At 36.3% G+C, this 8,792-nt stretch carries 7 protein-coding genes; 4 read left to right on the top strand and 3 right to left on the bottom strand.

What is annotated here, in order from left to right:
- Positions 1-15 precede the first annotated feature (15 nt).
- Together ABJF52_RS15385 and ABJF52_RS15380 are read right to left on the bottom strand one after the other, a co-directional pair.
- Positions 16-1,170 (bottom strand): Gfo/Idh/MocA family oxidoreductase, encoded by a 1,155-nt coding sequence (locus ABJF52_RS15385; protein ID WP_348152178.1) that lies wholly within the window; start codon positions 1,168-1,170, stop codon positions 16-18.
- 24 nt (positions 1,171-1,194) lie between these two features.
- Complete coding sequence (locus ABJF52_RS15380; protein ID WP_348152176.1) at positions 1,195-2,244, bottom strand: TIM barrel protein; 1,050 nt, start codon at positions 2,242-2,244, stop codon at positions 1,195-1,197.
- 372 nt (positions 2,245-2,616) lie between these two features.
- Here ABJF52_RS15380 and ABJF52_RS15375 point away from each other — a divergent pair, with 372 nt between their 5' ends.
- From ABJF52_RS15375 to ABJF52_RS15360, 4 genes are all read left to right on the top strand, one after another.
- Positions 2,617-3,501, top strand: a complete 885-nt coding sequence (locus ABJF52_RS15375) for an AraC family transcriptional regulator (RefSeq protein WP_348152174.1) — start codon at positions 2,617-2,619, stop codon at positions 3,499-3,501.
- 231 nt (positions 3,502-3,732) lie between these two features.
- A complete protein-coding gene (locus ABJF52_RS15370) occupies positions 3,733-4,965 on the top strand; it encodes an MFS transporter (RefSeq protein WP_348152171.1) in 1,233 nt (410 codons plus the stop codon).
- A gap of 78 nt (positions 4,966-5,043) precedes the next feature.
- Positions 5,044-5,883, top strand: coding sequence for a sugar phosphate isomerase/epimerase (locus tag ABJF52_RS15365; RefSeq protein WP_348152168.1), 840 nt, complete (start codon positions 5,044-5,046; stop codon positions 5,881-5,883).
- A gap of 60 nt (positions 5,884-5,943) precedes the next feature.
- A complete protein-coding gene (locus tag ABJF52_RS15360) occupies positions 5,944-7,059 on the top strand; it encodes a ThuA domain-containing protein (protein WP_348152166.1) in 1,116 nt (371 codons plus the stop codon).
- A gap of 1 nt (position 7,060) precedes the next feature.
- Here ABJF52_RS15360 and ABJF52_RS15355 read toward each other — a convergent pair.
- Positions 7,061-8,792 (bottom strand): TonB-dependent receptor (locus ABJF52_RS15355; RefSeq protein WP_348152163.1); only part of this gene is annotated, 1,732 nt, incomplete at its 5' end.

The following is an 8,792-nucleotide window of genomic DNA, read 5'->3' as shown; positions in this document are numbered from 1 at the left end:
AGCAAAATTCTCATTTTACCACTGAACGCCGGTGTCTTTCCAACTTTTAGACTTGGCAGAATCTAATACAGCTTCACAAACCTTTTGAGTTTCTTGTGCTTCTTTAAAAGTAGGTGAGCATGGTTTGCCCTCTCCTAAATTTTTCAAAAAATCAGCAACCTGGTGTACAAAACTCTGTTCATATCCTATGGAAAGGCCTGGTACCCACCACTTGTCCATGTAAGGGTGGTCTCCGTCGGTAACATGAATTGAACGCCAACCTCTTTCTAAAGATTCATCTCGATGATCAAAATATTCCAATCGAGATAAATCATGCAGGTTCCATTTAATAGAAGCATTTTCACCATTTATTTCGAATGTAAATAAAGCCTTGTGACCTCGAGCATATCTTGTTGATTCGAATAAGCCTAAAGATCCATTGTCGAAGTGACAATGAAAAACGCAAGCATCATCAATTTCTACTTTTTGAGTTTCACCAGTCAGTGAATGTACTCTTTCTTTTATAAAGGTCTCGGTCATCGCGGAAACATCTTTTATACCTCCGTTCAGCCACATTGCAGTGTCTATGCAGTGCGCTAATAAATCTCCTGTTACACCTGAACCGGCTGCCTCATTATCTAATCGCCAAGTTCCTTCGCCTCCTTGTGGTAGTTCTGGGCTAATGGTCCAATCTTGTAAGAAGTTAGATCTAAAATGGAATATTTTGCCAAGTTTTCCTTCGTCAATTAATTGTTTTGCTAATGTGACTGCAGGAATTCGTCGGTAGTTAAAGTACACTGTATTTGGAACTCCAGCTTTCTCAATAGCATCAACCATCGGTTGCGCTTCAGCTACGGTTCGTGCTAATGGTTTCTCACAAAGAACCATTTTACCTGCTTCAGCGGCGGCAATTGCTATTTCAGCATGCATATTATTAGGAGTGCATATATCAATAGCGTCAATGTCATCGCGGTCTATTAAGGTTTTCCAATCGGTTTCAATAGATTCATATCCCCATTGGTCAGCAAAAGCTTGCACGCGTTCTTTATTTCTTGCACAAACAGCTTTTAAAATTGGTTTGTATTTTAATTCTGGAAAAAAATCTCCAACTCTTTTATACGCATTAGAGTGTGTACGCCCCATAAAGCCGTAACCCACTAATCCTATTCTTAATTCTTTTTTAGTGCTCATATTAATTATTGCTAATTGAAAGTTTTATTCAGCTTCATACCACCCGTGTTTCTCACGAACTTTTATCATTGTCCCTAAGATGTCATTCCAAGTTTTAGGTTGCATCATAACATCATTTGGGAACATGCATCCATCCCAACAAATGTGTTTAAACTTCTTAGTTAAAATCCCATTTTCATCTCTAAGCCAATGTCCAGCATCAACTGGTATATCTAATTTACCATTTGGGTCAGTAGCTTGGCAGTGTCTGCCTGTTTTATCATGTGAGCCAGCACCAAAAACAGTTCCATCGTTCTGTGCAACATGAAAATCTATGGTCCATGGTCTAAGGGCTGTAGTTAATGTTTTTAGTCCTTCAGTAAGTGTGGCTCGGTCACTCCATTCAAAGTCTTGCGGTAAAATGCGTTCATCTTCTTTGTTATAACCCAATAAATATAATAAGGTGTGCGCCATATCTGCTTGAAAACCAATGTTTGGTCTATCTACAGCTTCTAGGGTCTTCAGCATAGTTTTCCAGCCATGCATACCACCCCAGCAAATTTCACCTTCAGCAGCTAAAGATTCTCCATAGCTAGCTGCTACATCACAAGCTTCTCGAAAAGTTTGCGCTATAAGTTTTGTGTTTGCAACTTCATCCTTTGCCCAGGTCTCCGGATCTATTGAAGAATCAATTCGGATAATTCCGTTAGGTCGAATTCCTATATCGCGTAATTTTTTTCCAATTTCACAAGCTTTTCTTACTTGAGTTACAAAATTCTTACGCTCTTCTGGTGATCCCATTGCAGATCCTCCACCAGTTCCGGCCCATATAGGCGCTACAAAACTTCCAATTTCTAAATTATAGGAGCTTACTTTGTCTACTAATTTTTTTAAATCGTCATCAGAAGAGTCAATACTCACATGTGGATCAGCTAAGAATAAATCTATTCCGTCAAATTTTTTACCGTCTACTTCGGCGTTTGCTGTCATTTCGAGTATAGTGTCGAGGTCAATTGGTGGTTCGGAATCTGGACCTTTGCCAACTACGCCTGGCCATGAGGCGTTGTGCAGTTTTGGAAAATTGTTGTCTGGCATAACAGTTGTTTTATAATTAGTACTTAATAATTTAAACAATTAAACTTTTCTAATAAATAGCATAAAGCTTTATAAAAAGTCTAATTTATGTTCTTTAAATCGCTAGTCTGCAAGGGATTATTTTAAAGAAAGGTAAAAATAGCGTTTGGTCTAAATGCTTTCTAAAGTTACTTGCAGGTTTTCTGTATCAATATCTAAATTTATTCTAACTTTTTATGCACTATTCATAAAAATTGTTTCAATAAAATTCGACTATTAAAATATAGCTGTACAAAGCTATACTACTATGGGTTTTGATATTTCCTTTATCTTGCTAAAAGGTGACACTTTTTTGTCCTATATTTGAACAATTCTCAATTAAAGAGAAAATTTATGAGTACTCCTAATATAGAAAAAACACTTACCACTAAAGAGACATTTATTTTTAAAGACTTAGTTGGACCGTACTTTAATCCGAATTGGCATTTTCATTCTGAATTTCAAATTTCTTTTATCGTTGAAGGAAAAGGTACTCGTTTTGTGGGCGACCACGTGCATAGCTTTGAAGAGGGTGATTTAGTAATTACAGGGCCTAGTTTACCTCATTTATGGCGAAGCGATGATAAGTATTTTGAAAAAGGGAGTGAATTGTCGACACGAGGGTTGGTAATCTATTTTGATCAGCAACTTTTTAATGAATCACTACTGGATAGAGAAGAGTTTTATAAATTAAATAAGCTGGTTGAGAATGCTAGCCGTGGCATTGAATTTTATGGAGTAACTCGTGCTAAAATTAAAAGTCTGTTTTTACAAATAAACTTTAAAAAGGGATTTCAGCGTATATTGAAGTTGCTTGAAATATTGGATGTGTTAGCTACAAGTGAGGAGTATAATTTATTAGCTAGCCCTGGTTACACTAATGTTTTTAAGGGAGATGATGCTGAGAAAATGCGGTTGGTTTATGAATATGTAATGAATAATTTTAAGACTAAAATTTCATTGGAAGAAGTTTCTACGATGTTGAATATGACCACCACCTCGTTTTGTAGATATTTTAAACCAAGAGCTAACAAGACATTTACCCGGTTTGTTAACGAAATTAGAATAGGTCATGCACGTAAGTTGTTGCTTGAAGACAATCTCAATATTTCTCAAATTAGTTATGAATGTGGTTTTAATGCGCTATCTAATTTCAACAGACAATTCAAATCAATTACTGAAATGAGTCCGCATGAGTATCGAGGCTTATTTTTGAATATTAAATCTAGTATTTCTTAAAATGACAAAAAAGTGTCATCATTTAATAAAATAAAGGAATCTTGAAGTAGACTTTTGCTATAGATTTGTTTGGTTGAGCCGTTTGTCATGATTTTTATGAATTATGTGGTTGAAAATCAGCAATTTCGCAAGTATGTTCTATTGTGATTATGAATATGACAAAAAAAGCAGTAAACTTATAGGCTCAAACAATTCGACTAACTAAATTAAGAACATTTTAAAAATTAAATTATGGAAACAAAATCAAATGCGAATAGATTGTTTTATGGCAGTTGTTTTGCACTTATAACGACTGCTTTTTCATTCGCAATTGCTGCGGGTATTTTAGATCAACTTAAAACAGATTTAGGACTTACGGCAGGTGAAGCTGGGTTAATAACATCAATGTGGTTCTTGGGCTTTCCAATTTCTATGGTTATTGGTGGACTCATTTACCATAAGGTAGGTGGTAAAGTTATTATGCAATTTGCGTTTTTTGCGCACGTAATAGGCATTTTATTATTAATATTTTCTGGAAGTTTTACAGGATTGTTAGTGGCAAATTTACTTATAGGTTTGGGTAATGGTTGTACGGAGGCCGCTTGTAATCCAATGATAGCAGATGCCTATGAAGGTAATAAGATGAGCACTATGTTGAATCGTTTTCATATGTGGTTTCCAGGTGGAATTGCTGTGGGTAGTTTGTTGTCTGGCTTTATGACTAAGATGGGTATAATGGGGGTAAACCAGATTTGGTTACTTTTAGTTCCGGCATTTATATACGGGTATTTGTTTTTAGGTCAAACTTGGCCTAAGGCTAAAGTTCAGGAAGCTTCTACCTTAGGAGGTAATATTAAGGCGATGTTCACGCCTTTGTTTTTGTTTATAGCAGCGTGTATGTCTTTGACAGCAATTTCAGAATTTGGCCCTAATCAATGGGTGAGTTTAATCTTATCTAAAAGTGGTGCTGAACCAATGATTATTTTAGCACTTACTGCTGGTTTAATGGCAGTTGCTCGTTATTTTGGTGGAAATATGGTGGCAAAATTTGATCAAACGGGAGTATTACTAGGCTCTGCAATTTTGGCTACGATTGGTGTTTATTTGTTTAGTACGCAAACAGGGGCAATGGCTTATGTAGCGGCAATAATATTCGCTTTAGGAATCGCCTATTTTTGGCCAAACATGATAGGTTTGGTGGCTACTAAAGTCCCTAAAAGTGGTGCTTTAGGAATGTCGTTTGTAGGGGGAGTAGGAATGTTTGCAAATACTATATTTCAGCCCATTATTGGAAGTTGGATTGATTCAGATAGAGCGGAAGCAGCTGCTGCAGGTTTGACTGGTGATGAATTAGAACTCGTGGCAGGGCAGGAAACAATGTTGACTATGACAATTTTTCCAGGAATATTAATTGTCTTATTTACACTTTTATATTTCTGGCTGAAAAATAGGAAAGAAGATGTTGTTCCAGTAGCAGCCCATTAAAAATTAAATGATATCTAATGGCCCCTTACCAGATTTTGGTGGGGGTTGTTTGTTTAATATAAAAATAGATTTCTGGTTATGAAAATAGGAATGAACATGTTACTCTGGACGAACCATGTAACCGAAGAACATTTTCCCATTGTAGACACTTTAAAAAATGTAGGATACGATGGTGTAGAATTGTTTTTAGGTGAAGGTAATGAGGCGCACTATTCTAAATTAGGCACTTATTTTTCAGATTTAGAAATGGGTGTAACTGCTGTCGCAGCATTATCACCAGAAGAAAACATTGCGAGTCCTAACGAGGGTTTTAGAGCGGCAGGTTTAGACAAACTCAAATGGTCTATTGATATGGCTGCTGCTTCAAATGTTGAGGTGATATGTGGTCCTTTTCATTCTACTTTCGCATATTTTACTAGACAGCCGCCAACTGTTGAAGAAAAACAATGGAGTGTAGAGGTGTTACGTAAAGCTGCAGAATATGCTGAAAAATCGAATATTATTCTTGCTCCTGAGGCAGTGAATAGGTTTGAGTGCTATTTATATAATACAATGGCTGATTTAAAGAAAATGGTGGAAGCTGTGGATCATCCTAATCTAGGAGCTATGTATGATACACACCATAGTAATATAGAAGAAAAAAGTCAATCAGGAGCATTAAAAACAATAGCTCCAGTATTAAAACATATTCATATTAGTGAAAATGATAGAGGTACACCGGGTAGTGGTCAAGTGCAATGGGATGATGTTTTTCCAGCTATAAAAGAAATAGGATATGATGGCTGGTTAACTATTGAAGCTTTCAGTACTATTATACCGGAATTCGCAAATGCAATTAACGTCTGGCGTAATTATTCTGAATCTGAGGAAATCTATACCAAAGGCATAGAGTTGATTAAAAAGGGAATGGGCATTTAGTATTCCTTTTTTGGCTAGATATTGTAATAATTGAAGAAAAATAAATTTAAAATAGTTGGAATGAAGAATGCGTATCTGTTACTAATATTATGTTTTACACTTTTTTCTTGTAAAGAACAGAAGTCAGAAAAAAAGGAAGTTGTAACAGAAATTGAAGCACCCAAACAATGGTTGACTTTTGATGGAAGTATTGATAATACAAAGCATATTGTTTTGGTTTCTGGAGATGAAGAATATCGGTCTGAAGAAGCCTTACCACAACTGGCGAAGATTTTATCAAATCATCATGGTTTTAAATGTACAGTACTATTTGCTCAAGTTCCTGCTGAGCCGGGTATTGTAAATGCAAATTATGTAAATAATATTCCAGGACTCGATGCACTAGATTCTGCAGATATGTTAGTGATGTTAACTCGTTTTAGAGCATTACCGGATGATCAGATGCAGCATTTTGAAGATTACTTAAAATCTGGAAAGCCTTTAGTTGGTTTAAGAACTACTACACATGCTTTTAATTTTCCGAAAGAATCTACCTCGAAATTTGTGAATTATGGAAATTACTATGATGGTGAATTGTCTGAATGGAAAGATGGATTTGGTCGATTGGTACTTGGTGAAAACTGGGTAAATCACCATGGGCATCATAAACATCAAAGTACACGCGGTATTTTTGCAAAAGGTGCAGAAGAGCATCCAATAACAAATGGTATTGTTAGTGGTGAAATTTGGGGACCTACAGATGTTTATGGCGTGCGCTTTCCTATGCAAGAAAATGTTGAGCCAATTATACTAGGTCAGGTTGTGAATAGGACAGGTGAGTATGATGAGAACGATGTGTTATTTGGTATGAAACCAACGGATATAGAATTGGCGACGGAAAATAATGTGGGAGAAAAGGTAAATGATAAGTTGATGCCTATTTCATGGACAAAAACATATCAAATTCCCAATGGGAAAGAAGGAAAAGTATTTACTTCTACAATTGGTGCTGCCACAGATTTGTTAAATGAAAGTGTAAGACGCTTAATCATAAATGCTGTTTTTTGGACTATGGATGAGACAGTTCCAGAAAAAGCAAATGTTGATTTAGTTGGAGACTATAAACCTTCAGCGTATGGTTTTCAAACTGATGAATATTGGTTGGAAAAACAGTTGAAAGTTTCTGACTTAGAATAGCTTAAAACCGATATCCAACTCGAATCATAGTACTTGTTGGTAATACAGGAACTACAACAAAACTAGCGTCTGGATTTTCAGCGATATATTCTTTTGTAACACCGTTAGCACTTGCCCCAAATTCGTTTGCTCCGAAGAAATTTGCTAATCCATCAGAGTTGAATAAGTTATTCACTAATAAATTAAGTGTAATTTTTTCACTAACATTAATGCCAATACCTAAGTTGAAAATACTGTAGGCTGATAACTGAAAAGCATTTGCAATGTTACCTTCGCGTTCTCCCATATATTGCCACCTAAAATAGCCATTTACAACCTGATTGGTGTATTCTGCTCCAAGGTTAAACATTAAGCTGGGATTGAATGGTAGTCTGTTATCGGAATAGTCAACAGTAGTGTCGTCTACAACATCCACAGATCCTCCTGCGTTATATACAGTCCATTTAGTAGCTTTTCCTTCTTGTAGGGTGCCATTAAATCTAAAGGTTAAGTTTGTAGTCGCAGTAAATGCGGTTTCCCATTCTAAACCAATAGTTCTTGAGTCATTAAATTGTATTGGTGTGTAGAACACACTATTAGTGTCGCCGTCAAAAGCAAAGTCAGCAACACCAATGTTTGAAAGTGTGCTGTAAAAAGCAGTTGCCGTCGCAGAAAAGTTACTTTCAGAAAATTTCAAACCTAATTCTGCTTGATTTATTTCTTGTACCTCACCAGCTTGATTTATTGGAACATTAGTGAAGTTGTTAAAATAATAATTCAATTCTGGCGCTTTATTGCCAGATGAATACCTTCCAAACACCGCGGCATTGTCGTTTAGTTTGTAATTAATTCCGGCGGAATATGAAACATAATTGTAATTATAATCGAAGTTGTCTTGCTCACCAGTAGGCACTAATAATCCATTGTCGTAATCAGTGAGTGGATTGCTATCTACACCGCCAACTCGTTCTAAAGGAGCTGATTGGTCTTTGCTTCCTTTATGTGATATTGTTTCGTAGCGTAAGCCTAAATCTATATAAATTTTGTCGTTTAGTCTCCAGTTGTCATTTGCAAAAAAAGCAAGTTGTGTAACATCTGCTCTAGAATTGTCGAAAAATAATCCGCCATAATTACTCAGACCATTTTCATCGGAAAGTTCAATAGTCGGTTGTCCAGGATTTTGCAAGCTTACCTGTAGCATCCTTGGGTTAGGTTCGTATGTCACGAAGCCAAAGCTGCCTTGTGTGTATAATGATGTAGATGATAAACCGCCGGCGAAACCAAAATTAAGGTCATGATTGTTTGCTTTTTTACGAATAGTTATTTGGTTCATCCATTCATCAGATTCGTTCTGTTTTAACCAAGATGCCGTTCCCATAATGGCATCATTAGGAAGGCTTCCAGAAATATAATTAAATGGTTCACCGCTAAACATTCCGCTATTATCTACACGAGCTACCTCAGTTTGCGATACTGCATCATTAAAAACAACTTGGCCTACTGGAAATTGAGCTCCAGTAATAAAATAGGCTAGTGGATTGCTCAATGAAACAAAAGCATTGCTTATAGCTGTTTGCCAATTTGCACTTTTGTCTGAGTGTTTTAAATTAAAACGTACAGACCAATCATTACCTAAGCTTTGTAATAAGTCGACTCCAAATGCTTTGTCTTGGGCATGTGCACCTTGAGAAGGGTTAAAGGAATTTGTAGCTCCTTCATCAACACGTCGTCCGTCAGGAACACTTGCATTAAAG

The sequence above is a fragment of the Aurantibacter sp. genome (assembly GCF_039941195.1).
GTDB lineage: Bacteria > Bacteroidota > Bacteroidia > Flavobacteriales > Flavobacteriaceae > Aurantibacter_A.
This window is presented reverse-complemented; position numbering and strand designations above follow the sequence as displayed.